The sequence below is a fragment of the Amycolatopsis sp. CA-161197 genome (genome assembly GCF_050942255.1).
In the GTDB taxonomy this organism is placed as follows: Bacteria; Actinomycetota; Actinomycetes; order Mycobacteriales; family Pseudonocardiaceae; genus Amycolatopsis.
Genome location: NZ_CP192059.1, coordinates 8,943,631 through 8,970,462, shown reverse-complemented (window position 1 = coordinate 8,970,462; position 26,832 = coordinate 8,943,631). Strand labels below are relative to the sequence as shown.

Here is a 26,832-nt window from a genome sequence, read left to right as displayed (position 1 = left end):
GATGTGGCGGGACTACTTCGCATGGGCTGCCGGCGGGCCGAGGGCAGTGCTTTACGAAGAGCATTGACTGGCTTGTCGCCACCCAGGTTCGGGTGGCGACAAACGCGTCCTCACCAGCCGGAAGGCAGCGGCCGTCCCTCCGCGAACCCGGCGGCCGACTGCACGCCGAGCAGTGCGCGCTCGTGGAATTCCTCCATCGTGCGCGCGCCGGCGTAGGTGCAGGACGAGCGCACGCCCGAGCAGATGGAGTCGAGCAGGTCCTCCACGCCGGGGCGGTTGGGGTCCAGGGCCATGCGCGACGTCGAGATGCCCTCTTCGAACAACGCCTTGCGGGCGCGCTCGAACACGTTGTCCGTGCGGGTGCGGGCGCCGACGGCACGCTTGGACGCCATGCCGAACGACTCCTTGTACGGCCGGCCCTGCTCGTCGTAACGCAGGTCGCCCGGGGATTCGTGGGTGCCGGCGAACCAGGAGCCGACCATGGCGGCCGAGGCGCCCGCGGCGAGCGCCAGTGCGACGTCGCGCGGGTGGCGGACGCCGCCGTCGGCCCAGACGTGCTTGCCCAGCTCGCGCGCGGCGGCAGCGCACTCGGCGACGGCGGAGAACTGCGGCCGGCCGACGCCGGTCATCATGCGCGTGGTGCACATGGCGCCCGGGCCGACGCCGACCTTCACGACGTCGGCGCCCGCGTGGATGAGGTCGCGGGTGCCCTCGGCGGTGACGACGTTGCCGGCGACCACCGGGACCGCGGGCGAGATCGCGCGGACGGCCTTCAGCGCGGCGATCATCTTCTCCTGGTGCCCGTGGGCCGTGTCGACGACCAGCGTGTCGACGCCCGCGGCCAGCACGGCCTCGGCCTTCGCGGCCACGTCGCCGTTCACGCCGATCGCGGCGGCCACGCGCAAGTTGCCGCCGGCGTCGGTGGCCGGGGTGTAGACGCCCGCGCGCAGCGCGCCGACGCTGGTCAGCACGCCGGCGAGGCGGCCGTCGGCGTCGAGGCCGAGCGCGAGGCGCCCGCCGTGGGTGTGGAGCAGGTCGAAGACCTCGCGCGGCGGCGTGTCCAGCGGCACGGCGACGGTCGCGGGCTGCGCGATCTCGGCCAGGCGCGCGAAGCGGTCGACGCCCGCGCACGCGGCTTCGTCGACAACGCCGACGGGGCGGCCTTCGCCGTCCACGATCACGACGGCGCCGTGGGCGCGCTTGTGGACCAGGTTGAGGGCGTCGGCGACGGCGTCACCGCCCGTGAGCACCAGCGGGGTGTCCCAGACGGTGTGGCGGCTCTTCACCCACGTCACGATCTCGGCCACCGCAGCGGTGTCCACGTCCTGCGGCAGCACCACCAAACCGCCGCGGCGGGCCACCGTCTCGGCCATCCGCCGCCCGGCGACGGCCGTCATGTTGGCCACCACCACGGGGATCGTCGCACCGGTGCCGTCCACAGTGGACAGGTCGACGTCGAAGCGGGACTCCACGTCCGAGCGGTTCGGCAGCAGGAACACGTCGTCGTAGGTCAGGTCGTGAGGGGGCACGTGCCCATCGAGAAAGCGCACGAGTCCCCAGACTACGTGCCGGACGCTCCGGACGCGAACCCGGCGTGACCCGTGGAACAATGCCGTTATGAACGGCCGTGATCGCGACGAAACGGGCCGAGCGCGCAACGCCCGCCCGCGCGACGGGCTCGGCCGGCCCCTGCCGTACGGCGCCGATGGCGTCGCCCGCCAGCCGGAAGGCGTGGTCCGCACGCCGGCGGAGACGCTCGCCGAAGCCCAGCAGCTGCTCGACGAGGGCCGCCCGTTCCACGCCCACGAGGTCTTCGAAGACGCGTGGAAGGCCACGGACGGCCCCGAGCGCGAGCTGTGGCGCGGCCTGGCGCAGCTCGCCGTCGGCATGACCCACGCCCTGCGCGGCAACGGCACGGGCGCCGTCGCGTTGCTGGAGCGCGCCGCGGTGAACCTCGAGCCGTTCGCGGCCGCGCCGCCGCACGGGATCGACGTCCCCGGCTTGCAGAAGTGGGCGCGCGACCTGGCAGGAGAAGCGAAGACGCGCGTGCGCGCCGAACCGGCGGCGCCGCGGCTGAGTTCTGCCGGCACCACGCCCTGAGGTCACCAGGGCACGGGCCCGTCCTCGTTGAGGAACATCCCGGTCGGTGCCGCGGCGCCCTGCGCGACCAGGTCGAGGACCACGCGCGCGCCCTGTTCGGCGGTGCGGGGGCCGGTGTGGCCGTTGAGGTCGGAGGCGATGAAGCCGGGGGTGACGGCGTTGACGTGGAAGTGCGCATACGCGGGGTCGGCGCGGAACGTGGTCGCGTAGCGGATGGTGAGCATGACGAGCGCGGTTTTCGACGACGAGTAGGCGATGGTGTCCGTCGCGGCCGCGAACTGCGAGCCCTCCGCGGTGGTGAGGGCGAGCGACGCTGAGGTGCTGGCGACGTTGACCACGTGCGGCGCTTCGGCGGCGCGCAGGAGGTCCAGCATCCGGTGCGTGACGGCGGCGACGCTGAAGAGGTTCGTTTCGTAGGCGCGGCGGAGGTGTTCCGCGGTCAGCTCGGCGGGTTCGACGGAGAAGCGCGCGCCGGCGTTGTTGACGAGGACGTCGAGCCTGCCGTGGCGGGTTTCGAGGTGGTGGGCGACGTCGTCGATGTCCGCCGCGGACGTCACGTCGAGCCGGACCGGCGTCACGGCCAGGCCTTCGGCACGGAGCTCGGCGGCGGTTTTCTCGCCGAGGGCGAGGTCGCGGCTGCCGAGCAGGACGGTGGCGCCCCGGCGGGCCAGACCGCGGGCGATTTCGCGGCCGAGACCCTTGTTGGCGCCGCTCACGAGGGCTGTGATCATGGCCGCCAGCGTCGTCGCGGGGCTCGGCGGTCACCAGGCCGCGACAGGGCCACCCGCGGTTAACCTGGGGACGTGAACGCCATCGGCGACTTCCTGCGTGCCCGGCGGGCGCTGGTGAGCCCCGCCGACGTCGGCCTGCCCGACGCCGGCCCGCGCCGCGTGCCGGGGCTGCGGCGAGAGGAGCTGGCCGCCGTCGCGGGCGTGAGCGTGGACTACTACGTGCGCCTCGAGCAGGGCCGCGACCGGCACCCGTCGCCGCAGGTGCTCGACGCGCTGGCCCGCGCCCTCCGCCTGGGCGACGACGGCGCCGCCCACCTGCACCGCCTCGCGTCGCCGCCCCGCGTCACCGGCGGCGAGCTGCCGGCTGGAGTGCGTGAGCTGGTCGAGCACAACGCCGCCCCGGCGCTCGCGTGGGGACGGCGGATGGACGTGCTCGCCGCCAGCCCGCTCGCCGTGGCGCTGGCGCCGATGTACCGGCCGGGCACGAATCTCGCCCGCGCGTTTTTCCTCGACCCCTCGGTGCGTTCGCTGCACCCGCATTGGGCGGCGATGGCCCGCAACGTGACCGCGATGCTCCGCGCCCGGACCGCGCTGCGCGATCCGGCGCTGGACGCCCTCGTCGCCGAGTTGCTGGCGGCGAGCCCGGACTTCGCCCGGCTGTGGCCCCGCCACGACGTCCGCACGAACGCCGCTCCGCGCAAGGTTTTCCGCCACCCGGTGGCGGGTGAGCTGTCGCTGGGGCGGCAGGTGCTGACGGTGCCGGGCGGGGAGTGGGACGTGCTGATCTACCACGCCGAACCGGGCAGCCCTGCTGCCGACGCGTTGGCCCGGCTGGCTTAGCTTTCCGGCCAGTCCTTCGACGCCGCCTTCTCCTCGCCGATCGTCGTGCCCTCGCCGTGGCCGGTGCGGACGGACGTGGGGTCCGGGAGGGGGAAAAGGCGTTCACGGATGGACTTGACGATGGTGGGGTAGTCCGAATAGGACCGTCCGGTGGCGCCGGGGCCGCCGTGGAACAGGGTGTCGCCCGTGAAAAGGACGGACAGGTCGGGCGCGTGGAGGCAGACGGCGCCCGGGGCGTGGCCCGGCGTGTGGATCACCTTGAGGTCGGTGCCGGCGACGGTGATGGTCTGGCCGTCGGTGAGGTCGCCGTCCGGGGCGCGGTCCGGGTGCGTGAGGTCCCAGACGACGCGGTCGGCCGGGTGCAGCAGGATCGGCGCGCCGGTGCGTTCCGCGAGGGCGGGGGCGGCGTTGACGTGGTCGTTGTGGGCGTGGGTGCAGACGATGGCGCGCAGCGCGCGGTCCCCGACCACGTCGGCGATGGCGTCGGCGTCGTGCGCCGCGTCGATCACGATCACCTCCGTGTCGTCGCCGACGATCCACACGTTGTTGTCCACTTCCCAGCTGCCGCCGTCGAGCTCGAACACGCCCGACGTGACCAGGTTCTGCACTATCGCCGTCATGGTCTGCAGACCCTAGTGCCCCGGCGCCCGTCCGGCAGCCATACCGCCGGTACCTACTTTCCGGTAGACTTACTGCCGGTAAGTTAGCCGTGAAGACGGGAGCGCCCATGACCGCCGCTCGGGAACTGCTGGCCGAACCCCTGAAACTGCGCTGCGGCGCCGTCCTGCCCCACCGTCTGGGGAAGTCGGCGCTGAGCGAGCAGCTCGGCGACCGCCGCAACGCCCCGACGCGCGAGCTCGCCGAGCTGTACCGCACGTGGGCGCACGGCGGGGCGGGCCTGCTCGTGACCGGCAACGTGATGGTCGACCCCGCGGCGCTCGGCGAACCCCGCAACGTCGCGCTGCCCGCCGTCCCCGATCCCGCCGCCTACGAGCCGTGGGCGCGCAGCGTGGCCGGCACCGACGCGCAGCTGTGGGCGCAGCTCAACCATCCGGGCCGCCAAAGCCCGCGATTCCTTTCCCGCCAACCGGTTGCGCCGTCCGCGGTGCCGTTCGGCAACCGCGGCGTCCGGACCGCGTTCGCCGCGCCGCGCGCCCTGACCGGCGACGAGATCGAGACGATCGTGGACCGCTTCGCGCTGGCCGCGCGGACGTTCGTCGACGCCGGGTTCGCCGGCGTGCAGCTGCACGGCGCCCACGGGTACCTGATCTCGCAGTTCCTCTCCCCGCTCACGAACCTCCGTGACGACGAGTGGGGCCGCGACCGCAGCCGTTTCCTGCTGGAGCTCGTGCGCCGCGTGCGCGCGGCGGTCGGCGACAGCGTGCCCGTGTCGGTGAAGCTCAACAGCGCCGACTTCCAGCGCGGCGGCTTCGACGAGGACGAGTCGCTGCGCGTGGTCCGCGCACTGAGCGACGCCGGTATCGACCTGCTCGAGATTTCGGGCGGTACCTACGAAAAGGCCGTGATGATGGGCTCCGGACGCGAGAGCACCGCGCGCCGCGAGGCGTATTTCCTCGACTACGCGGCTAAAGCGCGGCAGGTGAGCGACGTCGCGCTGATGGTCACCGGCGGCTTCACCACCGCCGCCGGGATGGCGGACGCGTTGCGGTCCGGGGCGTTGGACGTGATCGGGCTGGGCCGGCCGCTGACCGTCGACCCGGAGCTGCCGGGGCGATTGCTCGCGGGCGAGGACGTGCGCGCGGAACGGCTGTGCCCGCACACCGGGATCCGCCTGGCCGACAGCCTGCTCGAAGTCCAGTGGCACACGCAGCAGCTGCACCGCTTGGCGGCGGGCAAACCGGCCGACCGCGGCCGCGGCGCGTGGCGCGCGCTGGTGCACACGGGGATCAACGATCCGCTGAACGCGTTTCGGCGGGTGCGTGCGTGAGCCAGCCGTCGAGGACCTTCGCGACGCTCGCCAGCGCGACGAACAGCACGGCGATGAGCACGCAGTTCACGGCCACGCGGCCGTAGCCGAGCTCGGCGGCGTTGACGAACGGGTACGGGTAGAACCCGCCCTGCGCGCCGCGGATCAGCGTGAACGCCAGCCACGCCAGCGGCCAGCAGACCGACCACGCCACCGTGCGCCACTGCAGGATCCGCGGCGACGCGACGAGGAACCCGAGCACCGCGATGATCGGCGACACGGTGTGCAGCATGACGTCGGCGAACAGGGCCGCGCCGCTGAGGTCGAGCAGCCCGGACAGCGCGACGTGGTAGACCACGCCGGTCACCGCGATGCCGATCAGCGCGTCGAGCCACAGCACGCGCAGCAGCCCGTGGGCCCGCGCGCCGGCCACGAACGCGACGGAAGCCAGCAGCACCAGCACGTTCGACTCGATGGTGAAGTACGCGAACATGTTGGCGACGCGCGCGCCCGCTGAGGGATAGCGGCCCGGCGTTCCCGCGCTCACGAAGCCCTGCGTGACGAGCCCGATCAGGACCACGAGGGCCGTCACCCCGAACCAGGTCCGGGTCAGTCGCGTCGGTGGCATGCGGTGAGATTACGGTTCACCACCGCGTTTCCTCAGCTGAAACGGCCGGTGTCACCCCGTCGGGGGTGCTCAGGAAGGCGGTTCGCGCAGGCGTTCGGTGACCGTGCGGAGGGTGTGCAGCTCCGCGGCGGAAAGCCGGGAGGTCACGAGCCGGCGGACGCCGTCGAAGTGGGTGTCCATCGCCTTCGTGAGGAGCCCCTCGCCGGCCTCGGTCAGCTGCGCGTCGACGGCCTGGTGACCGGGCTGCGACACGCGGGCCACGAGCCCGCGGCTGTGGAGCCGGGTGATCAGCTTGGTCACGCCGCCCCGGCTGACCAGCAGTTTCTCCGCGAGGTCCTTCATGCGGCACCGGCCGCCCGGCTGGAGCCACAGCTGGTAGAGCGTGTCGAACTCGGCGATCGACAGGTCGTGGTCCGCGCGCAGTTCGGCGTCGAGTACGCCGAGCACGCGCGCTTCGAGTTCGAGCAGCCCGCGCCAGGCGAGCAGCTCGTCCTCCGTCAGGTGGGGCACCGGGCGTTCCCCGTGCGACGCGGTCACACCCCCACCGTAACCGAGCGTGCTCGTTGGGCCGTTGGGGGCCTTCGTGGAAATCTTGTTGACGTGGAAACAAGATTACGCGTACCGTCATTCTCACATCGCCGGGAACAGTGAGAGGAATCGTCATGGGTATTCGGACGACCGGGTGTCATCACATGGCTTTCGTCACCAACGACATGGAAGAAACCGTGAAGTTCTACAACGGGATTCTCGGGTTTCCCATCGTGGTGACGCTGCAGCTGCCCGACCCGGACCCGTTTCCCGGTGCGGTGCCCGGGAACCTCGCCGGCAGCAGGCACTACTTCTTCCGCATCAGCGAGCAGGACACGATCGCGTTCTTCGAGTTCAAGGACGTCGAGATCGCGGCGGACAACTCGTTGCTCGGGGCGGGTAACCACCTCGCGATCACGGTGCCGTCCGAGGGGGAACTGCAGCACGCGAAATCGGTGCTGGAGGAGAACGGGATCAAGGTCAACAGCGAGCTCGACCACGGGTTCTGCCACTCGATCTACTTCGAGGACCCGGTGAACAAGATCGCGCTGGAGTTCGCCACGTGGCAGCACCCGTGCGACGTCGCGCAGCCGTTCCTGCAGGACCCCGAGCCGGTGCCGGCGGCGCTGGCCGCGATCGGCTCGGACGTCTACGGGCAGCACCTGCTGCAGTACACCCCGGACGGCCACGGTGGCGCGGACCGCTGAACCCGTCCGCCGATCCCGCGACGCGGCAGTTGAGCAGAATCTGGTGTGGGGCAAGGGATCCCTGCGAGAACTTCCCGCGGTCGCCGACGCTCTGGGTTGCCGCCGCGTGATGGCGGTGGCAGCCCGGTCGGCGGATCCGGCCGTCGCCCTGCTGCCGGGGCTGCTCGGCGCGCGCTACGTCGGCCGGTGGTCGGACGTGCCCGCGCACGTACCGGCCCACCAGGCCAACCTCGCCGTCGGCTCGGCGCAGGAAACCCACGCCGACGCGGTCCTGGCCATCGGCGGCGGCTCGGCGATCGGGCTGGGCAAGATCGTTTCGCTCGCGCTGCGGCTGCCGCTGATCGCGGTCCCGACCACCTTCTCCGGCGCGGAGCGCACGTCGCGCTACTTCGTCACCACCGAGCGCGGCAAGGAAACCGGGACGTCCGACCGGGTTCTGCCCCGCGCGGTGGTCTACGACCCCGAGCTCGTCGCCGGGTTGCCCCGCGAAGTCGTGGCGGGTAGTGGCATCGCCGCCGTCGTGCACTGCCTGGAGGTGCTGTGCCACCCGGCGAGCGAGGAAGCACTCGCGTCGGCCCGGGAGGGCCTGCTTCTGCTGTGGGACAGCCTGCCTTCGCTCACGGGCGGCGCCGGTGATCTCCCGACGCGCCAAGACGCCTTGGCCGGCGCCGGCTTGGCCGGGCACGCGCTGCACGAGCTGCGCCGGCCCGGCGTGGTGCACCAGCTTTGTGACCTGGTGTCCACGCGGCACGGGCTCGGGCGAGGCCTGCTGTACGCGCTTTTTCTGCCGCTCGTACTGGACGCGTACGGCGACGCAGCCGTCGGGGCGCGTGCTGCTCTGGCGGAGTTGCGGCCCGGGGTGCCGGCTGAGCGGGCGGTGGCCGAGTTCGCGGTGCGGCTGGGACTGACTGCGGAGGTCGAGCCCGGGTTGGTTGCGGCGTCGGTTGGCCTTGGCGCAGCTGAGCTGCGGCCGTTGCTTGCCGAGTTGGCTCTGGCAGCAGGGGACCGGGCGGAGGCGGAGGTGTTCGAGCGGCTCGTCGGGAGCTGTTGACCTGCCTCGGCGAACGCTCAGGCCGCGCCGCTCAGTGAGTAGTTCGGTGGCGGTCGTTGTTTGGTGCGGCGGGCGCCGCCGAGGGCGAGGCACGGGCGAAGGGTTGGTCAAGCGGCTCGCCACTTGCCTCGACGACAACCGCAGCGAAGGGCGCGACCCGCAGGTCGCGCCCTTCGCCGGAGTGGTTCAGGGCCGCGTCAGCGGAGCGCCTTCACCAAGGCGGGGACGAACGCCGACGCGTCGACCGTGCCCCAGCCGCTGGCGATGTCGAAGCCCGGGGCGGCGGTGAAGCCCTCGACGCCGTCCTGGCTGTTGTCGCCGGTGGTGACGTCGACGATGCCGGCCTTGGCGCCCTTCGGGCCGAGCTTTTCGTACAGGGCGGGGTTGATCTGGCCGAGCTTGCCGTGGTTGGCCTGCACCGCCAGGGCGAGCACACCGGCGAACAGAGGCGCCGACTGCGACGTGCCGGAAACGCCTTCCATGCTGATGTCCGGGAACGAGCGCATCTTGCTGCCGGTGATCTTCTTGACGCCGTCCTGCCACGCCGGGCGCGCGTAGGCCTTCGACAGGCCGGCGCCTTCGCCGAAGCCGTTGTCGGCGACGTTCACCAGGTCGTCCGGCTTCGTGCGGGCGCCGGTGGAGTCGAGATGCAGCTGCGTGCCGCCGAGGGTGGTCACGTGCGGGTCGCTGGCCGGCCAGCTCGCGACGCGGTACGGGTAGTTGCCCGGGCCCTGCAGGAAACCGCCGGTCGGGCCGTCGTCACCCGAGGACGCGACCATCGTGATGCCCGCCTTGCTCGCGCGCTCCAGCGCCGGGTCGAGCGTCTTGATGGACTGGAACGACGGGAAGTTCTCCTCGGTGGTGCCGAAGCTCATCGAGATCACGTCGGTGAGCTTGTGCTTCGTGAGGTAGTCGACGGCGTTCATCATCTCGGGCAGCCCGGTGAAGCCCTGCGTCTCGGCGACCGGTGTCGCGGCGACGATGATCTTCGCGTTGGGCGCCATCGCATGCATCATCGTGACGTCGAGGTCGGTCTCGCCGCCCCAGGACTCGCAGGTCGCCGTGTCGACGCCCGGGTCGGTGCACGCCGGCACCGAGCCCGACGGCTGGAGCACCTCGACGTTGGCCGGCGGCAGGCCGTGGCGCTGGGAGTACTCGTCGAGCACCTGCTTCACCTGGTCGTCGCCGAACGACACCAGCGTGGTGACGGTGGCGCCCGCCCCAGTGATGCCCTGGTTCCACAGCTTCGTGGCGTTGTACGCGACGCTTTCCCTGGGCAGCGCGGACATCGCGGCGTCGAGCTTCGCGACGCGCTCGGCCACCGTGCGCGCGCCGATGAACGACTTCGCCGCCGCCGAGAAGTGGTGCAGCGACGGAGCCGGCGCGTTCGTGGCCGCGCCGGCCGGAGCGGCCACGGCCGTGACGGCCAGCGCGACACCCGCGAGCAGGGTCATCGGCCGGGCGGCGGCCCGAACCCGAAAAGTCATGTCGTCTCCCCAGTGGTGAGCGATGCGGTACAGCCCACTCTCATGCATCGCCGGAGGGCACAACATCGACTTTCGTCTGGCCTTTCGGCCACGGCCGGGCGAATTGACCGGTGGTGTCCGGATGTCATTCGGCCCGATCACCCCGCAGGAGACCGCGCACGGTGTCGATCGTGTCGGCGTCGGCCGCTTCCTTGTCCGGCCGGTACCGCACGACCCGCGCGAACCGCAGCGCCAGCCCGCCGGGGTAGCGCGTGCTGATCTGCGCGCCGTCGAGCTCGATCTCCACGACGACCTCGGGCCGCACGTACACGGTGTAGCTGTCGCGGTGGGTCTCGATCTCCTGGAACCGCTTCGTCTGCCACGCCAGCAGCTCGTCGGTCATGCCCTTGAAGGTCTTGCCCACCATGATCGGTGGCCCGCCGTCCGGGTCGCGCGCGCCGAGGTGCAGGTTGGACAGCGTGCCCGTGCGCCGCCCGTGGCCCCACTCCACCGCGAGCACGACCAGGTCGATGGTGTGCACCGGCTTCACCTTCAGCCAGGCGCGGCCTCGGCGCCCCGCCGCGTACGGCGAAGCCAGGTCCTTCACCATCACGCCCTCGTGGCCGCCCGCCATCGCCGCGTCGAGCACTGCCGCCGCGTCGGCCGGCTCCACCTCGCCGGGGATCACGTGCTCGCCCGCGACCTTCCGCAGCGCCGCGTTGCGTTCCGACAGCGGCGCGTCGAGCAGGTCCACGCCGTCGAGGTGCAGGCAGTCGAAGAAGTACGGCCGCAGCAGCAGCGCCCGCACCTGTTCCTCCCGCGTGCTGCCGAAGCGGCTCATCGTCTCCTGGAACGGCCGCGGCCGTCCGTCGTCGGTGAGCGCGAGCGTCTCGCCGTCGAGCACCACAGACTCGCACGGCAGCGCCCGCACGAGGTCGACCAGCTCCGAGACGCTGGCCGTGATCTCCCGCAACGTGCGCGTGTACACGTGTACTTCCGTGCCCTGGCGGTGCACCTGGATGCGCGCACCGTCCATTTTGTACTCGACGATCGCGTGCTCGTGTTCCGCCACCGCCTCGTCGAGCGATTCCGCGGGCGACGCGAGCATCGGCTTGATCGGGCGCCCGAGCGTGAGCCGGAACTCGGCCAGCCGCGCCGCGCCGCCCGTCATCGCCGCGTAGCCCGTGACGGAAAGCTTGCCGGACAACATGAACGCCCGCCGCACGTCCGCGGCGTCCACCTCGGCCGCCGCCGCGACGGCGTCGACCATCACGCCCTCCAGCGCGCCCTGCCGCAGCTCCCCGGTGACCAGCCGGAAGAGGAACTCCTGCTCGCCGCGAGTGAGCCGCGTGAACAGCGCGGTGAGCACCTCCGCGCGCCGCTTCACCGACCCCGCCCCCGAAGCCGCCGCGACCTCCGTGAGCGACTCGTCGACCTCCCGCACCTCGACGGTCGGCGTTTCGGCGGGCTCGACGGCCAGCTCCGCGAGCGTGCGCCACCCCGCGCCCAGCCGGTCCTGCGCCGTCTGACCCGTGAGGTACGCGATCACGGCCGGCAGCTCGGCCGTCTCGGCGGCGCGCAGCACCGCGGCGAGGGTGGCGATCTTCGCCTTCCTCGACCGGGTGGCCGCCAGCTCGGCGGACGCGGTGACGATCTCGGTGAGCAGCACCCGACCATCATGACCCGCGGCACCGACAGTTTCCCGGCGAACGGCATCTGACCTGGAAAAACACCCTCAAGCGGGGTACGGCTCGGCCTCCCGCGCCCGCCGCAGCGCCCCCGCCCACCAGGCCAGTTGGTCGAGCAGCGTCTTCGCGTACGCAGGCGCCTGCGGGTCGAGCGGCAGACCGTCCTCCCACGCGGTGAAGTAGTTCGGGAACGCGAGCCCGTCGCGGATGGTCACCGCGTGCAGTTCGGTCAGCACGTTCTCCAGGTGCAGCACCGCGTGCCGCCCACCGGCGGCGCCGCCGTAGCTGACGAAGGCGACGGGCTTGGCCGTCCACTGCGTGAAGTGCCAGTCGATGGCCGCTTTCAGCGACGCGGGATAGCTGTGGTTGTACTCCGGGGTGACGATGACGAAGGCGTCCGCGCCCTCCAACGCCGACGTCAGCACTGCCATCCCGGCGGGGCGCGGGTAGCCGTCGCCCGCGTATTTGGGGGATTCCGCGGGCAGCGACAGCGGGATCTCGACGTCCGCCAGGTCGACGACCTCGACCTCGAACCCGCCGTGCTCCCGGGCCCGCTCGGCCACCCACGAGCCGACGGCCGGGCCGAACCGGCCGTCGCGGACGCTGCCGACGATGATCACGAGTTTGTTTGCCATGGTCACCACCGTGCGCTCCGGCCGAAGCGGTAACCAGACCGCGCTCAGGCTGGCCCCGTCACGGCCACGCTGAGCCCGCCCGAACCGGCTTATGCTCGATGACATGGGGACGCCGCTGGGGGACTTCATCCGGGCCAAGCGCGACAGCACCCAGCCCGAGACGCTGGGGCTGCCTTCGCACGGCCGTCGCCGCTCGCCCGGCCTGCGGCGAGCGGACCTCGCCGCGCGGGCCGGCATCAGCGTCGAATACCTGACGCGGATCGAGCAGGGCCGCGACCGCAACCCGTCCGTGCCGGTGGTGAACGCCCTCGCCGACGCGCTCAGCCTGGGAACGCACCCACCTGCGCTACCTCTCGAAGATCACCGGCGGCGAGTGCACGGCCCGAATCCGGCCCGTGCAGCCACCGCGGGAGGTGCGTGCTTCGGTGCTGCAGACGTTGCGCCTGCTCGAACCCGGCATCGCCGTGGTCACCAACCGGGTGGGCGACCTTCTCGCCCACACCAGTGGCTTCGCGGCGGTGACGAGCGCAACCGGCCTGCTCGACGCCGAGGCGCCGAACCTCACCCGCTACGTCTTCACCGACCCCCGCGCCCGAGCGTTCTTCGCCGACTGGACCGCGGTCGCCGACGAGCAGGCGTTCGACCTGTGGCTGGGGCCCGCGGTCGAGAACTCGGAGTGGTTCACGGCGGAACTCGCGCCCGTCGCCGGCGCGGAGTTCACCAGCCGCCTCAACTCGACCGTCGTGCCACCACGCGGGGTTCTGCGGTTGAACCACCCGGGCGGACGTTCGTTGCGGCTGACCCGGGAAACGCTGGAGCTCGCGCAGGACTCGCAGCAGCTGGTCGTCTTCCTGCCGGCGGACGAAGAAACGGCTCGGGTCGTCGCGGAACTGCACCAGCAGGCGGCCGGACAGCTTCGGGTCGTCTCCGCCACACGGGCTCGTTCTGTTGTGTGACCGGACAGGTCACGCGGCGTCGGTTTGCCGGTGCGCGTTGCCGGACGCCGCCATGGCGTGTTCGCGGTGCGAGCGTCGCACGTGTTCTTCCGGCGTGACGACCTCGGCGGGCGGCACCCACTCGAAGAACTTCGACGTGTTCTTCAGCAGCACGAACGTCAGCGTGCCGAAGCAGAACGGCAGGGTGAGCGCGGGCAGGCCCCACGGCACGAAGATCGACCCGATGGCCCCGAACAACAGGGCCGTGAAGATCGCGCACAGGACACCGAGAATGGCCGAGCGCCACGTCAGCACGTAGAACACACCGGCGATCGCCAGCGCGGCGTCGAACGAGTTGAAGCCCCACAGCCCGTTGTAGATCAGCACGCCGTCGGCGCCGAGGGCCATGCCGGTCAGCATGCCGACGGCCGAGCCGACCAGCGCGAAGAGGGCGGCGATCCGCGAGCAGAACGCGATCCCGACGATGATCAGCACACCGGCGAGGAGGCTGTTGCAGAAGAACAGCTGGCCGATGCCGCGGAAGATCGCGTTGATCACGGCCACCACGTCGGTGTTGCCGACCGCGTCGGCGCTCGCCCGCAATGACGTCCGCACCCCGGGCCCGTTCACCTGCGGTGCCGCCGGGGCGATCGCGTCGCTGAGCCGCCCGCGCGTGATGTGGAGCGCGGTGATCAAGAACAGGAGCGTGGTGATGTTGAAGGCCAGCGTGAACGGAGGCACACCCCACGAACCGCCGAACGCGGCCGCGAGCGCGGCCATCAGGATCGACGACACGGCGCTGAGCAGGATCATCCACAGGATCACGATCCCGTCCCACTCGGGCGCGAGGAACAGTGCGAGCCCGAGGCCGGTGAGCACACCGTTGAACCCGTAGAGACCCGCGTGGATCGCGTCACGGTCGAACCCCAGCGCCAGCGCGGCCAGCGTCGAAGCCACCACCCCCACCGTGGCCCCGAACCCCAGCCACGGTTGCTGCAGCCAGGCGGCCAGCAGGATGAACGCGCCCGTGATCGGGCTGTTCATGAACACCACCTGCCCGATTCCGCGCAGGCAGTACTCCACGAAACCGACCACGGGCACCTTCAGCGCCCGTTCGTCGACCTCGGGCATGGTGCCGTTGATCCATCGCCACGGTCCGTGATGGCCGCGTTCCGGTGGTGCTGTGGTCATGACCGCCTCCTCCGGCGGATGGGGTGTGTTCTCGACGTGCCGGACCGGGCGGGAGGCCAGCCGCCTCCCGCCCGGGTCACCGGGCCGGCGTCGGCGTCAGAAACTCGCCGTCGGCACGCTCATGCCCTGCTCGACCTGCGCCGGGCCGGAAGCCGACGGACGCACGTCGATGTCGAAGATCGCGGTGGGCAGGTACACGGTGGAGCACGAGTTCGGGATGTCGACCACGCCCGAGAGCCTGCCCTCGATCGGCGCCGAGCCCAGGATCATGTACGCCTGGATCGCGCTGTAGCCGAACTTCTGCAGGTAGTCGATGGCGTGCAGGCAGGCCCGCTGGTACGACAGGTGCGAGTCGAGGTAGTGCTGCACCCCGTCGAGCGTGACCGAGGTGCCGGAGAACGCGAGCCACTGGCTGTACTGCGGGTCGACGTTGCCCGGCATGAAGATCGCGTTCTCGGAGACGCCGTAGGTCTCCATCCCGCCCTTGATCAGGTCGACGTGCAGGTCCATGAACCCGCCCATCTCGATGGCGCCGCAGAACGTGATCTCGCCGTCGCCCTGCGAGAAGTGCAGGTCGCCCATCGAGAGTTTCGCGCCGTCGACGAACACCGGGTAGAACACCCGGGTTCCCTTGGTGAAGTTCTTGATGTCCTGGTTCCCGCCGTTCTCCCGCGGCGGCGCGGTGCGTGCGGCCTCGGCCGCGACCCGGTCGAACTCGGCGCCGGTGAGGCTGCCGAGGATCGCGGAATCCGGCAGCGGCGGCAGCGCCAGCGGTGGCACCCGGTTCGGGTCGGTGTCGATCAGTGCCTGTTCGCGCGCGTTCCACTTGGCGAGCAGCGCACCGGACGGAGCCGTGCCCATCAGCCCGGGGTGCACGATGCCGGTGTAGGAGACCCCCGGAACGTGCCGTGAGGTGGCGACCCCGCCCATGAAGTCCCAGACCACCTTGTACGCGTCGGGGAACCACTCCGTGAGGAAACCGCCGCCGTTCTTGGTGGCGAAGACCCCGGTGTAGCCCCAGCCCTGGCCGGCGAGCGGTCCCGAGTCCTCCTGCGGGATCGGGCCGACGTCGAGGATGTCGACGATGAGGAGGTCACCCGGCTGGGCGCCCTCGACCGCGATCGGCCCGCTGAGCACGTGCACGCCGGGCAGCGGTGCGTTCAGCACGTCTTCGGCGGAATCGTCGTTGTGGATCGCGCCGTCGAACCATTCGCGGCAGTGGACGCGGAACGAGTCCCCCGGCTTGACCTGAACCTGGGCGGGAATGTCCCCGTGCCACCGGTTGTGGCCGACAATTTCTTGTTCGGTGAATTTCTTCGTGGAATCGAGTGAAAAAACAACTTGCGGCATGGCATCTCCCGACGGCTTGGTAGGCGACCGTATTTGTGCGTGCTGAGCACCTCCGCGACGCGGAGCGTGGCGGCTCCGCAGAGCACCCGGGCATCAGCCGCAGTTCTTCTTCGCCGGCCCAGCGAGCGGGCCATTGCCCGGCAGGGCGCAGGCTGGGCCGCGTTCGCCTAAGGTCTCGGCAGACGTCGCAGCGCGGGGTTCGCTGTCGGCACCGGCCCGCGCGACCGGCCGCGAGCGGGCGGCACCGCGGACACCACGGCCGGCTCGTCGCGAGTTTTCTCCGTGTGGTCGATGGCCGTGATCAGCTCACGCCGTGCCAGCGAAAGCATCGGCGCACAGTAGTTCCGGGCTGCTTCGCCGCCGCAGACCGGACACGACGATCTCGGCGCGGCCGTCCCCATCGGCAGGCGCACCTCGAAGACACCGTCCCGTGCGCATCGATATTGGTACGTCGCCATCGCAGCCTCCCAACTGCTTGCTCTCTCTTCGCCGCGGAATTGATCAAATCGCTCCGCGGAAAAGAAAATCAGAGCAGTGAACGACGTTACCAGCCCGATGATTCGCGCACAATCAAGCGATACGCCGGAATGAATTTGTGCGCAGAGATACCCCTCGTCCACTTGCGGTGACCGGTCCGGCGGCCACCCGGCGCGGTGAAACGAAGAGCGGCCCGCCTCCCCGAAAGGAAGCGGGCCGCTCTTCGTGAAGAGATCTCTACTCGCCGCCGCGAGCCATTCGCAGCACGTCGAGCGCCTCGTCGAGCTGCGCCTCGGTGAGCTTGCCGTCCTTGACGAAGCCGCGTTCGATCACGACCTCGCGGATGGTCTTGAGCTCCTTGAGCGCCTGCTTCGCCACGGCCGCGGCCGCTTCGTAGCCGATGTACTTGTTCAGCGGCGTCACGATGGACGGCGAACCCTCGGCGTACTGCCGGGTCCGCTCGACGTTGGCGGTGACGCCGTTGAAGACCTTGTCCGCCAGCAAGCGCGACACGGCGGCCAGCAGGCGGGCCGACTCGAGGACGTTGCGCGCGATCACGGGCAGGTTCACGTTGAGCTGGAAGTTGCCCGCCGCACCGGCGAAGGCGACGGCGGCGTCGTTGCCGACGACCTGCGCCACGACCTGCAGAGTCGCCTCGGGGATGACCGGGTTGACCTTGCCCGGCATGATCGAGGAGCCCGGCTGGAGGTCCGGCAGGGCCAGCTCGGCGAGCCCGGTGCGCGGGCCGGAACCGAGCCAGCGCAGGTCGTTCGCGATCTTGTTGAGGGACACGGCGATCGTGCGCAGGTGGCCGGATGTCTCGACCACGCTGTCCTGCGTCGCCTGCGCCTCGAAGTGGTTGCGGGCCTCCGTGAGCGGCAGGCCGGTGAGCGCGGCCAGCTCGGCGGACACGGCCGCGCCGAAGCCGTCGGGAGCGTTGAGGCCGGAACCGACGGCGGTGCCGCCGATGGGCAGCTCGCCCAGGCGCGGCAGGCCGGACTGCAGGCGCTCGATGCCGAAGCGGATCTGCGCGGCCCACGCGCCGGCTTCCTGGCCGAGCGTGATCGGCACGGCGTCCATCAGGTGCGTGCGGCCGGACTTCACGACGCCGGCCCACTCCTGCGCGCGCGTCTCGATCGCGCCGGCGAGGTGCTCCAGGGCCGGGATGACGTCGGTGAGCACGGCTTCCGTGGCGGCCACGTGGATGGTCGTCGGGAAGGTGTCGTTGGACGACTGCGAGGCGTTGACGTGGTCGTTCGGGTGCACGTCGCGGCCGAGGGCGCGCGTGGCGAGCGTCGCGATGACCTCGTTGGCGTTCATGTTCGACGACGTGCCCGAGCCGGTCTGGAAGACGTCGATCGGGAACTGGTCGTCGTACTTGCCCTCGGCGACGCCGTCGGCGGCCGCGGCGATGGCCTCGGCGACGTCGGCGTCCAGCACGCCCAGCTTCTGGTTCACGCGCGCGGCGGCGGCCTTCAACAGGCCCAGCGCGCGGATCTGAGCGCGCTCGAGACCGCGGCCGGAGACGGGGAAGTTCTCCACGGCACGCTGCGTCTGCGCGCGGTAGAGCGCGTCGACCGGGACGCGGACCTCACCCATCGTGTCGTGTTCGATCCGGTATTCCTGTTCTGCCATACCCCCGATTCTGGCCCTGATTCGTGACAACGGCGTGGTGGCGTCGCCCACGCCGAACCGGTATTTCACCCGTGAGATCGGACTAGGATCGGGTGTGTTCTCGATCACCGCCAACCACCACTGGCTGGAGCGAGCTGTATGGACTACGACCTCGTGATCATCGGCGCCGGGCCCACCGGGCTGTTCGCCGCCTACTACGCGGGATTCCGCGGCCTTTCCATGGCCGTGGTCGATTCCCTGCCCGAACCGGGCGGCCAGATCACCGCGATGTACCCCGAGAAGATGATCTACGACGTGGGCGGCTTCGCGGCCGTCCGCGGGCGTGACCTGGTTCAGGGCCTCGTCGACCAGGCGGCGCCGTGGAACCCGGCGTACCTGCTGGGCCGCAAGGCCGAGAAGCTGGAAACGGTGGGAGACCGCATCGAGCTGACCCTCGACGGCGGCGACGTGCTGAGTGCCGGAGCCGTCCTGATCACGGCCGGGATCGGTGAGTTCACGCCCCGCCCGTTGCCTGCGGGCGACGGCTGGCTGGGTCGCGGGATGGTGCACTTCGTGCCGTCGCTGCAGGTCCACGCCGGGCAGCACGTGGTCGTGGTCGGCGGCGGCGACTCGGCGTTCGACTGGTGCCTGGCGCTGCACCCGGTGGCGGCGAGCGTGACGCTGGTGCACCGGCGCGGGAAGTTCCGCGCGGCCGAGTCGATCGTGCGGCAGGTGCGGGAGCTGGGCGTGCCGCTGGTCACCGACGCCGAGGTGACGCGGTTCGTCGAGTCGCCTTCGGGCGAGCTGGAGCGCGTCGAGGTGTCGGTGAAGGGCGGCGACGACCTGACGCTGCCGGCCAACGCCGTGGTCGCCGCACTCGGGTTCACGGCCGATCTGGGGCCGATCGAGAGCTGGGGCCTGGAGATCGACCACCGCGCCATCACGGTCGACTCGACGATGGCGACGGCCCGCCCGCGCGTGTACGCGGCCGGGGACGTGGCCCACTACCCGGGCAAGGTGAAGCTCATCGCCACCGGCTTCGGCGAAGCGGCGACGGCCGTGAACAACATCGCGGTGGCGCTCGACCCGGACGCCCACCTGTTCCCGGGCCACTCCAGCAACGCCGAGTGATCCAGCCGGTCCGGTGAATCAGGCGGTCAGGTGGTTCAGCCGGTCTTCGACGAGAGCCACGGTTCGTACGCGACCACCGACGTGTAGATCGACGGGGCCGTCGCGCACGTCGGGGAGCCGTTGCCGGGGCGGCTGGTCACGCCGATGAGCGTCCAGTGGTCGCCGTCGCGGGTCAGCTCGGGGCCGCCGGAGTCGCCGTAGCAGGAACCGGCCTTGCCGGACGGGTTGTCGGTGCAGAGCTCGGCCGTGCCGTCGAACGACGACGTGCAGTTGGCGCCCTCGACGAGGTGCGTGTCGAGCTGCTGCAGCGTCGGCACGGGATCGCCGCAACCGGGTGTGGCACAGGTCTGGCCCCAGCCCAGCACCCGGGCCAGGGTGCCCGGCGCGGCGGCGGCGCCGACGGCGATCGGCGCCGTCTTCGCGGGCGCGGCGAGGCGGACGAGCGCGATGTCACCCGTCTGCGTGGCGGCGTTGAAGTGCGGGTTGAGCACGATCTCGGCCGGCTGGGCCGTTTCGCCGCCGGAGTCGCTTTCGTTGGTGCCCAAGCGGAACGTGAGCGTCGCCGGGTCCTTTCCGGACACGCAGTGGGCGGCGGTGACCACCCACGCGGGCGCGATCAGCGAGCCGGCGCAGAAGAGCGTGCCCGATTCGGTGTGCATGGACACCGCGAACGGGTAGGGCTCGTCGGCGCCGGTCCCGCCGACGATGGCCGGCCCGGCGGCCGCGCTGCCGGCGGTGAGTGCGGTTCCCGCGACGAACGTGAGCAGCAGCGCGAACAACCGCTTGGGCACCGGGCGAACTCCTTGGGGTCAGGGCAGGGGCGGGACGACGTCTTCGTCCTCGCGCACGTCGAGGTTGCCGTCGAAGTTCACGGACGAGTAGGCCCGCAGCTTCTCCAGCCGGTGGTAACCGTCGATCATTCTGACGGTGCCGGACTTGGACCGCATCACGATCGACTGCGTGGTGGCGCCGCCGGCGCGGTAGTGCACGCCGCGCAGCAGGTCGCCGTCGGTGACGCCGGTGGCGCAGAAGAAGATGTTGTCGCCGCGCACGAGGTCGTCGTTGGTGAGCACGCGGTCGAGGTCGTGGCCGGCGGCCAGGGCCTTCTCGCGCTCGAGCTCGTCCTTCGGCCACAGCCGGCCCTGCAGCTCACCGCCGAGGCACTTCATCGCGCACGCGGCGATGATGCCTTCCGGGGTGCCGCCGATGCCGATCAACATGTCGACACCGGTCGTCGGACGGGCCGCGGCGATGGCTCCGGCGACGTCGCCGTCGGAGATGAAGCGGATGCGCGCGCCGGCCTCGCGGATCTCCTTGATGATCTGCTCGTGCCGCGGCCGGTCGAGCACGCACACGGTCACGTCGCCGACGCTGGAGTTCTTGGCCTTCGCCACGCGGCGGATGTTCTCCGCGATCGGCGCGGCGAGGTCCACCTTGCCCGCGGCGTCCGGCCCGACGGCCAGCTTCTCCATGTAGAACACGGCCGACGGGTCGAACATCGCCCCGCGCTCGGCGACGGCCAGCACGGCCAGCGCGTTGGGCATGCCCTTGGCCATCAGGGTGGTGCCGTCGACGGGGTCGACCGCGACGTCGCAGTCGGGGCCGTCGCCGTTGCCCACCTCCTCGCCGTTGAACAGCATGGGCGCTTCGTCCTTCTCGCCCTCGCCGATCACGACCACACCGCGCATCGAGACGGTGGACACGAGCTGGCGCATCGCGTCGACGGCGGCTCCGTCGCCCCCGATCTTGTCGCCGCGGCCGACCCAGCGGCCGGCGGCCATCGCCGCGGCCTCGGTCACGCGGACGAGCTCCATGGCGAGGTTGCGGTCGGGTGCTTCGCGACGTGGGTCACTGGCGGTGCTCATGCGGGCCTCCCGGATCGCGGAATTCGGCGGGAGAACAGTGTCTCAGATGATCGCGTCACCTGAACGATTCAGTCGCGCATGGTGCACATCACTGTGCGTCGTCGGAATTCTCCACGGACGCCAACGCCGCCTCGATCCGCTCGCGCGCGCCCTCCAGGTGACGCTCGCAAACCTTGGCGAGCTCCTCGCCCTTTTCCCACAACGCCAGCGACTGCTCCAGGGACAGGCCGCCGGCTTCGAGCTCCCTGACCACCTCGACCAGCCGGTCGCGCGCCTGCTCGTAACCGAGTCCGGCGGTTTCGCTGCCTGCTTCGCTCACGCTCGACGCTCTCCGATGTTCCGATGCACGGGCTGTTCGGGCACAGTACCGCGCTGGTGATGGTCGGCGCTGGACCGCTGGGCCGGCTGGGCAAGGCCTTCGGCCTGCGCGAGGTGAGACGCCCGTCGCGGCGGTTGTGCGCGGACCTTGGGGCGGACCGATTCTCCTGCGTCACCACGGCGGCGTCAGCGAGAGGCGATCAGGCTCCCTTGGCGCGCACCGTCGGTAACCGTCCAGTCGCTTCTCTGCCGGTCGCGCTGAGCTTGGCTACCGAGTGGTGCGTCCGCGCTGCCACCGGCCGGCCGCGCCCGGGGCTGTCACGACCGGTGATCGACGCGGTGCCGTCCGCCCGTTCGCGGGGGCGGTGGGGCCGGCGGTGGGTTGCGGGACTGCTCGCGGCAGACGAGGGCGCTGGCCATGGCGTTGTCGTAGCCGACGAAGGCGAGGGCGAACTCCTGGCCGTCACCTTCGGCGATCGCGTCCTCGAGGGTTTCCTGGGCGCTCGCGACGCGGCGGCGGTGGTCGGCGCCCTCGGCGAACCACCAGCGGGTGCCGACGTGGACGGACGTGGCCTCGGACAGGCGGCGCAGCTGGGGGCCGAGCTGGCGGCGGGCGGCGGTGCCGCAGCCGGCGAGCAGGGCCGTCCAGCATTCGCTGGCGGCGCTGTCGGTGACGCGCGCCTGGTGGAGCAGGGCGCGGGCGTCGAGGCGGGCGGCGGCGTCGACGGTGAGCGGGAGGAACGCCGGCGCCCTGGTGGTCACGGCCCGTCTCCTTCCGTCTCGCGCGTTTCCGCGACGGCGTGGATCGCCCCGTCGGCGATCCGCACGCGCAGGCGTGCACCGTCCTCGATCTGGGAGACGGAGCGCAGCACCTGGAGGTTGCCTGCGTCGTCGGTGAATTGCACGACGGCGTAGCCGCGGGCCATCGTCGCGGCCGGGCCGAGGGCGGTCAGCCGGCCGCGCGCGCCGGCGATTTCGGCCTGGTCCTTGGCGAGCAGGCCGAGCATGGCGCGCCGGCCGCGTTCGCGGTGCGTCTCGACGTCGTCGAGGCGGCGCTGGACCGGGCCCAGCGGGTCGGCGAGCGACGGTCGGCTGCGCAGCTGGGTGAGCAGCCGGGTCTGCGTGTCGACCCAGCCGTGCAGCGCGCGGCGGCCGCGGTCGCGCATCTGGCGGACGCGGGCGGTCTCCTCGCGCACGTCGGGCACGATGCGCTTGCTCGCGTCCGTCGGCGTGGAGCAGCGCAGGTCGGCGACGTGGTCGAGCAACGGCGTGTCCGGCTCGTGCCCGATGGCGCTCACCACCGGCGTGCCCGCGGACGCGACGGCCCGGCACAGCGCCTCGTCGGAGAACGGCAGCAGGTCCTCCACGCTGCCGCCGCCGCGGGCGATCACGATCACGTCCACCTCCGGGTCTTTGTCCAGTGTGGACAGAGCACGGAGGATCTGCGGCACGGCCTGCGGGCCCTGCACGGCGGTGTTCACGACCTTGAACAGCACGTGCGGCCAGCGGGCCTGCGCGTTGACGAGCACGTCCCGCTCCGCCGCCGAAGCGCGGCCGGTGATGAGGCCGATGCCTTGGGGCAGAAAGGGAATCGGGCGTTTGCGCTCGGGTGAGAAGAGGCCTTCGGCCGCCAGCAGCTTGCGCAGCCGTTCGATGCGCGCGAGCAGCTCGCCGATGCCGACGGCGCGGATCTCGTCGGCGCGCAGGCTGAGCGTGCCGCGGCCGAAGAAGAACGACGGCTTCGCGTGCACCACCACGCGGTCGCCTTCGCGCAGCGGCGTCGCGAGCTCGCGCACCAGCCACATCGGCGCGGTCACGGACATCGAGACGTCGGCCGACGGGTCGCGCAGCGTCAGGAACGCCGTCTGCGTGCCGGGGCGCGCGTTGATCTGCGTGACCTGGCCCTCCACCCACACGGCGCCGAGGCGGTGGATCCAGTCGCCGATCTTGCGCGCGACGGTGCGGACGGGCCAGGGGTTCTCGGCGCTGGTCGAGGGGTCGCTGCTCACTGGCCTTCCGCGTCGTCGCCCTGCTGGCCCGCCTCTTCTTCCGCCTTGCGCGCGTTGCCGATGCGCCGCGCGAGCATGCCGACGAACGACGCGCGGTCGGCGTTGGCCTTCTCGTAGTCGAGGATCTCCTCGAGCTGCGGCACGGTCAGGCGGCGCAGGCGGGCGCGCAGCTGGGGCAGCGTGAGGTCGTCGTAGCCGGCCAGGCCCGCGGGGCCGCCGGTGCTGTCGTTCTCGCCGTCGGCGTGGTCCTCGGCCAGGGCGCGTTCTTCCTGCGTCCACGGGTCGTCGGCTTCGTCCGTGAGCCCGGGCAGGTTCGGGCGGTGGCCGTTGGCCTGCGGCTCGGGCAGGTCGTCGACGGGCACCAGCGTGGGACGCGTCGGCAGGTCGGGCTCGACGTCCTCGTCGAACGTCGCCCAGCTCGGCGTGTCCTCGACCGGGCGGAGGCCGGACAGCGCGTCGTCGCCCTTGATCGCCAGCTCGGTGACGTGTTGCTGGACACGCATGGACAGCTGGAGGACCTGGCTGACGACAGTCACGGGCAGGCCGGTGATCTGCTTCGGGAGCTCACGAACCCGCTCGGCGGTGGTGACGGCGAGGCCCGCGGCGACCCGGAGGGGGAGCGGGAGTGGCTTCATGCCGTCTAGCGTGCCGTATGTGGGCCATCCTGCCCAACCGAACGGGTGGGTTGGGGCACAGGACGTGACTCCCGGCACAGCCCGGATGGCCGCCGACGTCATCCGAAAGAGGACTTCGAAGCCGGTACGGCACAGCCCGTACCCTGGGGGCATGACTTCTGCGAGTCCCGGAACCGAGCCCGCCGGTACCCCGACGATCTCCCAGTCCGGCGCCGCCAAACGCGTGTTGCTCGCGAAGCCGCGCGGCTACTGCGCCGGCGTGGATCGCGCGGTGATCGCCGTGGAGAAGGCGCTGGAGCTCTATGGCGCGCCGGTGTACGTGCGCAAGGAGATCGTCCACAACCGCCACGTGGTCGACACCCTGCGCGAACGCGGCGCGATCTTCGTGGACGAGACGTCGGAGGTGCCCGAGGGCGCCCTCGTCGTGTTCTCGGCCCACGGTGTTTCGCCGGCCGTGCACGCCGAGGCGGCCGACCGCAACCTCCGCACCATCGACGCGACCTGCCCGCTCGTGACGAAGGTGCACAAAGAGGTCAACCGCTTCGCCAAGGACGACTACGACATCCTGCTGATCGGCCACGAAGGCCACGAAGAGGTCGAGGGCACCGCGGGCGAGGCGCCCGACAAGGTGCAGCTCGTGGACAAGGCCGAGGACGTCGACAAGGTCGACGTGCGCGACCCGTCCAAGGTGATCTGGCTCTCCCAGACCACCCTTTCGGTCGACGAGACGATGGAACGCGTCGACCAGCTCCGCGAACGCTTCCCCGGCCTGGCCGACCCGCCCAGCGACGACATCTGCTACGCCACCACCAACCGCCAGGTGGCCGTGAAGGCCATGGCGCCGGAGTGCGACCTAGTCCTGGTGGTGGGCTCGACGAACTCCTCGAACTCCAAGCGCCTCGTCGAGGTCGCCCTGAAGGCCGGCGCGCGTGCGTCGTACCTGATCGACTTCGCCTCGGAGGTCGACGAGGCCTGGCTTTCGGGCGTGTCGACGGTCGGGGTGACTTCGGGTGCCTCGGTGCCGGACGTGCTGGTGATGGACCTGCTGACCTGGCTGGCCGAGCGCGGCTACGGCCAGGTCGACGAGGTGACGACGGCGAACGAGAAGATCGCGTTCGCGTTGCCGAAGGAGCTCCGGAAGGCCGCCAAGTCGGAGTCCTGACGAGGGCTTGGCTTTTTGAGGCCGCGGCGGTCGCCGGTTTTCCGGCGGGCGCCGCGGCTTTTTCGTGTGCTGCGCCTCGGATTTCGGGCGGGCGACGAGCTGCTGCTGGGCCGCGGGTTGCGCGGCGCTGACACTGTGCCGAGCCTGTTCCCGCGGTGAGTTCGGGTTGCGACTCCTGTCGGCCTTGGCGTTCGATGCCAGGCGCCGGCGGGGGTCGGCCGATGCGGGCCGACGTTGTGAATCCCCGCGGTGACGGCGGTGCCGGGTGCTTCACGATAGCTCTGCGATTGCTGCTGCCTGAGGTCCTCTGGTTGAGCTCCTAGGAGTACCTGCGCAGGCTTCCCGGAACGGCCGCGATCGGGCGTTGAGCGCGGCTTCAGATTGCGTGCAGCCGGCCTTAGGTGTTGCCGCCCGAACCCGGAGCCCTCGGGGTGAACCGGCGAAATACTCGCGGCGGTTCGCGGGGTTGGCGGTGCGGTCCTGGGTGTCGAGTGCGGCTTTCGGGTTGTCGAAGCCCTCAAGCCGGTTTGTTCTCGCCCCTGCGTTCTTGGAGTTGCTCCCGGTTGTGGGCGTCCGGCGGACAGGGCGCAGGGCAGGGACTTCGCCACAGGTGGCGGATGTGCGAAGGCCGCCGATCCGGAGTGGATCGGCGGCCTTCGTGGTGGTCCGGGCCGGGTGGGCCGGCCGTCAACGTTGTCCGGTCAGGATTCGTCGTCCCAGGGGCGGGGGCGGCGCGGGGGTTCGCGGCGCGGCGGGCGCGGGCGGCCGGGTGGTGGTTCGTCGGCGCGGGGGCGGCGGCGGGGTGGGGGCGCGTCGCCGCGGGGGTCGCGGCGGCGGGGGTCGCCTTCGGGTGGGCGGGGGCGGCGGCCGTCCGGCGGGGGCTTGCGCGCGCCGCGGGGGGCGGGGTCGCCGGGTTCGCGGCGCGGGCGGGCGCCGGGGTCCGCGGGCGGCCGGGGGCGGCGCGGGGGCGGGCTGTCGAGGTCGCGGTCGCGGGGCGGGCGGCGCGAGCCGGCGGGCGGCGGGGCCTGACCGGCGCCGGCGGGACGACCCGAGCCCGGCGGGCGCGTGCGCGGGCGAGCGGGCGGCTCGTCGCCGTCTTCGCGGTCGCGCGGCGGTTTGCCGTTCTTGAGCTTCACGGCGGCGTCGGGATCGCGTTCGCGGAAGATGCGGAAGAACCCGAACAGCAGCGTGACGCCGGTGGTGATCGCCATCGTCGGGAAGCCGTTGATCAGCGGCGTGCCGATGTTGAGCAGCTTCGACAGGGTGTCGCTGCCCGAGCCGGACCCGCCGGTCACCAGCACCACGCCGGGCACCGTGACGGCCAGCACCAGCGGCGGCTGCACCATCGGTCCGAACAGAGCGCGTCTCTGCACCGCGCCCACCGCGAGCACAGCGCCCAGGAAGTAGCCGGCCTTGAACACGAAGTCGAGGCTGCCCTTGGTCTTCTCGTCGATGATGGCGCCCAGCACGGCCAGGCCGAAGCCCACGAGGACAGCCGCCCACCAAGGCAGGCCGCGCCTCTCGCCGACGACGAGACGCTCGTCCCGGGGCACGGTGGCGTCTTCGGCATCAGGATCGCTCTGGCGATCGCGTATCGCGGTCACGAGGCAACACCGTAGCCGTTACTTGTCACGATCTTGCTGCCACTGCCGAAGACCGCCCTGACCAGCCACCCGGCAGCGTGACGTGAGTTGCCGGCAGCCGGAACACGTGGTGTCCCGCGGCCCGTCTCGCCGCGTACCGCGCCCTGTCCGTGGTCTGGTCACCTGACCTGCGGATACAGCCCACTGGTCTGGTCCGACCGGCCGTCCCGTCGTCGCTCGGACGCCAGCCGCCCCGTCGCG

27 protein-coding genes and 1 pseudogene are annotated in these 26,832 nt (G+C 71.4%); 9 read left to right on the top strand and 19 right to left on the bottom strand.

Going from position 1 to position 26,832, the window contains the following annotated elements; translation table 11 throughout:
• Nucleotides 1-110: 110 nt before the first annotated feature.
• On the bottom strand, nt 111-1,550 hold the full coding sequence (locus ACQPXB_RS42470; protein WP_366579871.1) for a GuaB1 family IMP dehydrogenase-related protein: 1,440 nt from the start codon (nt 1,548-1,550) through the stop codon (nt 111-113).
• 67 nt (nt 1,551-1,617) lie between these two features.
• Here ACQPXB_RS42470 and ACQPXB_RS42465 point away from each other — a divergent pair, with 67 nt between their 5' ends.
• On the top strand, nt 1,618-2,100 hold the full coding sequence (locus tag ACQPXB_RS42465) for a DUF309 domain-containing protein (RefSeq protein WP_432847507.1): 483 nt from the start codon (nt 1,618-1,620) through the stop codon (nt 2,098-2,100).
• Nucleotides 2,101-2,102: 2 nt separating this feature from the next.
• On the opposite strand, the gene ACQPXB_RS42460 is transcribed toward ACQPXB_RS42465, so the two are convergent.
• On the bottom strand, nt 2,103-2,831 hold the full coding sequence (locus ACQPXB_RS42460) for an SDR family NAD(P)-dependent oxidoreductase (protein ID WP_432847505.1): 729 nt from the start codon (nt 2,829-2,831) through the stop codon (nt 2,103-2,105).
• 72 nt (nt 2,832-2,903) lie between these two features.
• Here ACQPXB_RS42460 and ACQPXB_RS42455 point away from each other — a divergent pair, with 72 nt between their 5' ends.
• Entirely contained in the window at nt 2,904-3,671 is a 768-nt protein-coding gene (locus ACQPXB_RS42455; protein WP_432847503.1) for a helix-turn-helix domain-containing protein, read from the top strand.
• On the opposite strand, the gene ACQPXB_RS42450 is transcribed toward ACQPXB_RS42455, so the two are convergent.
• Nucleotides 3,668-4,291, bottom strand: a complete 624-nt coding sequence (locus ACQPXB_RS42450; protein WP_366579864.1) for an MBL fold metallo-hydrolase — start codon at nt 4,289-4,291, stop codon at nt 3,668-3,670. The genes ACQPXB_RS42455 and ACQPXB_RS42450 overlap by 4 nt on opposite strands.
• A gap of 107 nt (nt 4,292-4,398) precedes the next feature.
• On the opposite strand from ACQPXB_RS42450, the gene ACQPXB_RS42445 reads away from it, so the two are divergent.
• Complete coding sequence (locus tag ACQPXB_RS42445) at nt 4,399-5,619, top strand: NADH:flavin oxidoreductase/NADH oxidase family protein (protein ID WP_432847501.1); 1,221 nt, start codon at nt 4,399-4,401, stop codon at nt 5,617-5,619.
• Here the strand turns inward: ACQPXB_RS42445 and ACQPXB_RS42440 are convergent.
• Complete coding sequence (locus ACQPXB_RS42440) at nt 5,579-6,226, bottom strand: Pr6Pr family membrane protein (RefSeq protein WP_432847499.1); 648 nt, start codon at nt 6,224-6,226, stop codon at nt 5,579-5,581. The two genes, ACQPXB_RS42445 and ACQPXB_RS42440, sit on opposite strands and share 41 nt — an antisense overlap.
• 69 nt (nt 6,227-6,295) lie before the next feature.
• A complete protein-coding gene (locus ACQPXB_RS42435; RefSeq protein ID WP_432847497.1) occupies nt 6,296-6,763 on the bottom strand; it encodes a MarR family winged helix-turn-helix transcriptional regulator in 468 nt (155 codons plus the stop codon).
• Between the two features lie 155 nt (nt 6,764-6,918).
• Between ACQPXB_RS42435 and ACQPXB_RS42430 the strand changes: the two genes are divergently transcribed.
• Nucleotides 6,919-7,461, top strand: coding sequence for a VOC family protein (locus tag ACQPXB_RS42430; protein WP_366579856.1), 543 nt, complete (start codon nt 6,919-6,921; stop codon nt 7,459-7,461).
• Nucleotides 7,445-8,512, top strand: a complete 1,068-nt coding sequence (locus tag ACQPXB_RS42425; protein WP_432847495.1) for an iron-containing alcohol dehydrogenase — start codon at nt 7,445-7,447, stop codon at nt 8,510-8,512. Before ACQPXB_RS42430 ends, ACQPXB_RS42425 begins: the two co-directional genes overlap by 17 nt.
• A gap of 197 nt (nt 8,513-8,709) precedes the next feature.
• Here ACQPXB_RS42425 and ACQPXB_RS42420 read toward each other — a convergent pair whose 3' ends face one another.
• The 3 genes from ACQPXB_RS42420 to ACQPXB_RS42410 form a co-directional block, all read right to left on the bottom strand.
• A complete protein-coding gene (locus tag ACQPXB_RS42420) occupies nt 8,710-9,999 on the bottom strand; it encodes a S53 family peptidase (RefSeq protein ID WP_432847493.1) in 1,290 nt (429 codons plus the stop codon).
• A 124-nt stretch (nt 10,000-10,123) separates the two neighbouring features.
• On the bottom strand, nt 10,124-11,647 hold the full coding sequence (locus ACQPXB_RS42415; protein WP_432847491.1) for an ATP-dependent DNA ligase: 1,524 nt from the start codon (nt 11,645-11,647) through the stop codon (nt 10,124-10,126).
• A gap of 66 nt (nt 11,648-11,713) precedes the next feature.
• A complete protein-coding gene (locus tag ACQPXB_RS42410) occupies nt 11,714-12,301 on the bottom strand; it encodes an NADPH-dependent FMN reductase (protein WP_432847489.1) in 588 nt (195 codons plus the stop codon).
• Between the two features lie 91 nt (nt 12,302-12,392).
• Here ACQPXB_RS42410 and ACQPXB_RS42405 point away from each other — a divergent pair.
• Nucleotides 12,393-12,569, top strand: a pseudogene (locus tag ACQPXB_RS42405) (helix-turn-helix domain-containing protein); the annotation flags it as partial.
• Between the two features lie 157 nt (nt 12,570-12,726).
• Entirely contained in the window at nt 12,727-13,257 is a 531-nt protein-coding gene (locus ACQPXB_RS42400; protein ID WP_432847487.1) for a hypothetical protein, read from the top strand.
• A 9-nt stretch (nt 13,258-13,266) separates the two neighbouring features.
• Here the strand turns inward: ACQPXB_RS42400 and ACQPXB_RS42395 are convergent, their stop codons facing one another.
• The 4 genes from ACQPXB_RS42395 to ACQPXB_RS42380 all read right to left on the bottom strand — a co-directional run bounded on the left by ACQPXB_RS42395 (nt 13,267) and on the right by ACQPXB_RS42380 (nt 17,889).
• The gene (locus ACQPXB_RS42395; RefSeq protein ID WP_432847485.1) at nt 13,267-14,427 is read right to left on the bottom strand and encodes an urea transporter; all 1,161 of its coding nucleotides are present in this window, start codon (nt 14,425-14,427) and stop codon (nt 13,267-13,269) included.
• Nucleotides 14,428-14,523: 96 nt separating this feature from the next.
• Nucleotides 14,524-15,777, bottom strand: coding sequence for a formamidase (fmdA, locus tag ACQPXB_RS42390; RefSeq protein ID WP_432847484.1), 1,254 nt, complete (start codon nt 15,775-15,777; stop codon nt 14,524-14,526).
• A gap of 167 nt (nt 15,778-15,944) precedes the next feature.
• Entirely contained in the window at nt 15,945-16,235 is a 291-nt protein-coding gene (locus tag ACQPXB_RS42385; protein ID WP_432857036.1) for an FmdB family zinc ribbon protein, read from the bottom strand.
• A gap of 256 nt (nt 16,236-16,491) precedes the next feature.
• Nucleotides 16,492-17,889, bottom strand: a complete 1,398-nt coding sequence (locus ACQPXB_RS42380) for a class II fumarate hydratase (protein WP_366579840.1) — start codon at nt 17,887-17,889, stop codon at nt 16,492-16,494.
• A gap of 138 nt (nt 17,890-18,027) precedes the next feature.
• On the opposite strand from ACQPXB_RS42380, the gene ACQPXB_RS42375 reads away from it, so the two are divergent.
• Nucleotides 18,028-18,999 carry an NAD(P)/FAD-dependent oxidoreductase gene (locus ACQPXB_RS42375; RefSeq protein ID WP_432847482.1) on the top strand — a complete coding sequence of 324 codons (972 nt, stop codon included), beginning with the start codon at nt 18,028-18,030 and terminating at the stop codon, nt 18,997-18,999.
• Nucleotides 19,000-19,034: 35 nt separating this feature from the next.
• On the opposite strand, the gene ACQPXB_RS42370 is transcribed toward ACQPXB_RS42375, so the two are convergent.
• The 6 genes from ACQPXB_RS42370 to ACQPXB_RS42345 form a co-directional block, all read right to left on the bottom strand.
• A complete protein-coding gene (locus ACQPXB_RS42370) occupies nt 19,035-19,790 on the bottom strand; it encodes a S1 family peptidase (RefSeq protein ID WP_432847480.1) in 756 nt (251 codons plus the stop codon).
• A gap of 18 nt (nt 19,791-19,808) precedes the next feature.
• A complete protein-coding gene (gene glpX, locus ACQPXB_RS42365) occupies nt 19,809-20,864 on the bottom strand; it encodes a class II fructose-bisphosphatase (protein ID WP_364050444.1) in 1,056 nt (351 codons plus the stop codon).
• A gap of 88 nt (nt 20,865-20,952) precedes the next feature.
• Complete coding sequence (locus ACQPXB_RS42360; RefSeq protein ID WP_220244087.1) at nt 20,953-21,183, bottom strand: exodeoxyribonuclease VII small subunit; 231 nt, start codon at nt 21,181-21,183, stop codon at nt 20,953-20,955.
• Nucleotides 21,184-21,500: 317 nt separating this feature from the next.
• Nucleotides 21,501-21,944 carry a hypothetical protein gene (locus ACQPXB_RS42355; protein WP_366579834.1) on the bottom strand — a complete coding sequence of 148 codons (444 nt, stop codon included), beginning with the start codon at nt 21,942-21,944 and terminating at the stop codon, nt 21,501-21,503.
• Nucleotides 21,941-23,191: an exodeoxyribonuclease VII large subunit gene (gene xseA, locus ACQPXB_RS42350; protein WP_432847478.1), complete on the bottom strand. Its 1,251-nt coding sequence runs from the start codon at nt 23,189-23,191 to the stop codon at nt 21,941-21,943. The genes ACQPXB_RS42355 and xseA overlap by 4 nt, the downstream gene beginning before the upstream one ends.
• Nucleotides 23,188-23,826 (bottom strand): lipid droplet-associated protein, encoded by a 639-nt coding sequence (locus tag ACQPXB_RS42345; protein ID WP_366579830.1) that lies wholly within the window; start codon nt 23,824-23,826, stop codon nt 23,188-23,190. Before ACQPXB_RS42345 ends, xseA begins: the two co-directional genes overlap by 4 nt.
• Nucleotides 23,827-23,977: 151 nt before the next feature.
• On the opposite strand from ACQPXB_RS42345, the gene ACQPXB_RS42340 reads away from it, so the two are divergent.
• Nucleotides 23,978-24,988: a 4-hydroxy-3-methylbut-2-enyl diphosphate reductase gene (locus ACQPXB_RS42340; RefSeq protein ID WP_432847477.1), complete on the top strand. Its 1,011-nt coding sequence runs from the start codon at nt 23,978-23,980 to the stop codon at nt 24,986-24,988.
• A 701-nt stretch (nt 24,989-25,689) separates the two neighbouring features.
• On the opposite strand, the gene ACQPXB_RS42335 is transcribed toward ACQPXB_RS42340, so the two are convergent.
• Entirely contained in the window at nt 25,690-26,592 is a 903-nt protein-coding gene (locus ACQPXB_RS42335; RefSeq protein WP_432847475.1) for a DUF6542 domain-containing protein, read from the bottom strand.
• Between the last annotated feature and the right edge of the window lie 240 nt (nt 26,593-26,832).

Coding starts and splice junctions, on each gene's coding strand:
- ACQPXB_RS42465 (WP_432847507.1), top strand. CDS start 1,618: ATGAACGGCCGTGATCGCGACGAAACGGGCCGAGCGCGCAACGCCCGC.
- ACQPXB_RS42460 (WP_432847505.1), bottom strand. CDS start 2,831: ATGATCACAGCCCTCGTGAGCGGCGCCAACAAGGGTCTCGGCCGCGAA.
- ACQPXB_RS42450 (WP_366579864.1), bottom strand. CDS start 4,291: ATGACGGCGATAGTGCAGAACCTGGTCACGTCGGGCGTGTTCGAGCTC.
- ACQPXB_RS42445 (WP_432847501.1), top strand. CDS start 4,399: ATGACCGCCGCTCGGGAACTGCTGGCCGAACCCCTGAAACTGCGCTGC.
- ACQPXB_RS42440 (WP_432847499.1), bottom strand. CDS start 6,226: ATGCCACCGACGCGACTGACCCGGACCTGGTTCGGGGTGACGGCCCTC.
- ACQPXB_RS42430 (WP_366579856.1), top strand. CDS start 6,919: ATGGCTTTCGTCACCAACGACATGGAAGAAACCGTGAAGTTCTACAAC.
- ACQPXB_RS42420 (WP_432847493.1), bottom strand. CDS start 9,999: ATGACTTTTCGGGTTCGGGCCGCCGCCCGGCCGATGACCCTGCTCGCG.
- ACQPXB_RS42410 (WP_432847489.1), bottom strand. CDS start 12,301: ATGGCAAACAAACTCGTGATCATCGTCGGCAGCGTCCGCGACGGCCGG.
- ACQPXB_RS42395 (WP_432847485.1), bottom strand. CDS start 14,427: ATGACCACAGCACCACCGGAACGCGGCCATCACGGACCGTGGCGATGG.
- fmdA (WP_432847484.1), bottom strand. CDS start 15,777: ATGCCGCAAGTTGTTTTTTCACTCGATTCCACGAAGAAATTCACCGAA.
- ACQPXB_RS42385 (WP_432857036.1), bottom strand. CDS start 16,235: ATGGCGACGTACCAATATCGATGCGCACGGGACGGTGTCTTCGAGGTG.
- ACQPXB_RS42380 (WP_366579840.1), bottom strand. CDS start 17,889: ATGGCAGAACAGGAATACCGGATCGAACACGACACGATGGGTGAGGTC.
- ACQPXB_RS42375 (WP_432847482.1), top strand. CDS start 18,028: ATGGACTACGACCTCGTGATCATCGGCGCCGGGCCCACCGGGCTGTTC.
- glpX (WP_364050444.1), bottom strand. CDS start 20,864: ATGAGCACCGCCAGTGACCCACGTCGCGAAGCACCCGACCGCAACCTC.
- ACQPXB_RS42345 (WP_366579830.1), bottom strand. CDS start 23,826: ATGAAGCCACTCCCGCTCCCCCTCCGGGTCGCCGCGGGCCTCGCCGTC.
- ACQPXB_RS42340 (WP_432847477.1), top strand. CDS start 23,978: ATGACTTCTGCGAGTCCCGGAACCGAGCCCGCCGGTACCCCGACGATC.